Origin of the sequence: Sphaerospermopsis reniformis (assembly GCF_005402885.1) — a bacterium.
In the GTDB taxonomy this organism is placed as follows: domain Bacteria; phylum Cyanobacteriota; class Cyanobacteriia; order Cyanobacteriales; family Nostocaceae; genus Sphaerospermopsis; species Sphaerospermopsis kisseleviana.
This window is the reverse complement of sequence record NZ_BJCE01000476.1, coordinates 1-1,430: the sequence shown is the minus strand read 5'-3', so window position 1 is coordinate 1,430 and position 1,430 is coordinate 1. Positions and strand designations below refer to the sequence as shown.

General features: G+C 36.4%; 1 protein-coding gene. It reads right to left on the bottom strand.

What is annotated here, in order from left to right:
• Positions 1-83 precede the first annotated feature (83 nt).
• Entirely contained in the window at positions 84-1,352 is a 1,269-nt protein-coding gene (locus tag FFR48_RS27815) for a hypothetical protein (RefSeq protein WP_096568424.1), read from the bottom strand.
• Between the last annotated feature and the right edge of the window lie 78 nt (positions 1,353-1,430).

The window sequence follows — 1,430 nt, the reverse complement described above, 5'->3', positions numbered from 1 at the left end:
TACCAATTACCAATTACCAATTACCAATTACCAATCACCAATCACCAATTACCAATCACCAATTACCAATTACCAATCACTAATTACCCATCACCTAACAAATTCTGCTTTTTCACCTGCTCAAATTCCTGTTCTAGTAAATCTCTATCACTAGAGTAAATTAAATCCTCTTTACCAATTACTTTCTCACCAGCAAACTGACGAGCAAAATCAATCTTTTGTTGTAAAGTATCATCCGCATTCCCTAAAATTCTCGCCCTTTCTAAACGTTCACGGTTACGAGTTGCAATTTTACCATTACGCCATTTAATCCAAAAATAACGCGCTAATGGTATTCCTAAAAAACCAATCCCATAAGCTAACAACAACCAATAAATTCCTTGGACAAAACCAACCAATCCCCCTATTTGGGCTGCAATTTCTCCACCTTTTAATAAACTTCCTAATATTAAAGCTCCCACAATATTCACCACACCCAAACCAGCACTGAGCATAATTTGTCCTGAACTCGCAGCACTAAACCGCCACAGATTTTCATCTAAATATGGATCTACTGGTTGACGGAGTTTTTTACTAGCTTGTACTTGTAATTCAGGGAAATAATATACCATTTGTCCTTCAGGACTTACCTGGGGTTTACCATTAAATCGTACCAACACAGGTAACATATAATCTTCATATTCCTGTTGATATTTTTCACCCAAATTATCTAAATACGGTGCAATTTGTTCTGCAACCACCGCCCCTTGATTATTTCTAATTACAATCCCAATTTCTCGCCAACGTCTTTCTTCTAATTTCGCATTCGGATTTCCATCACCAAATAAAAATGAAAATACAGATTCTAAGAAATTGAACTCACTTTTTTCTCTTCTTTCTCTGCGTCTTTCTTCGCCATAATAATCAGGACTAAAATACCAAAATAAATCCGGAAAAAAGAAGAAATTGAAACCACCAGAACTGCTGCTTCTATTATCTCCATCTCGGTCTGAATTAGCAGCAGTCATAATTATAATGATGGTGATAGTAATCAGGGCAATCGAAGCAATTAACAAAATACCAAAGGAAATTCTAATTAAATAAAACAGCACCCCCCAAATTTTTTTCCACCATTCTTGCAAACGCAACTGCAAATATTTATTTCTTAAAATTGTTCTAAAATTTTGGGGAAATTGATAAACAATATCACCTGTTTCTGCTACCTGTAAATGTCCACCAGCATCAGACGCTAAAGCTAATAAACCTTGATTAGCTTCAGCTACATTTAAACCCGCTTGACTAGCTACATCACCCACAGTCACACGGTAGCCTAATTGTTCCACAGATCGCATAATAGCGGGATTGGGAGTCATTGTCTCTCCTGTCCTGTTTGATTTTATAGTTGCTCTTCTCCAGTATAAATAATTTATCAATAGGCAACAGGGGACTGG

Coding starts and splice junctions, on each gene's coding strand:
- FFR48_RS27815 (WP_096568424.1), bottom strand. CDS start 1,352: ATGACTCCCAATCCCGCTATTATGCGATCTGTGGAACAATTAGGCTAC.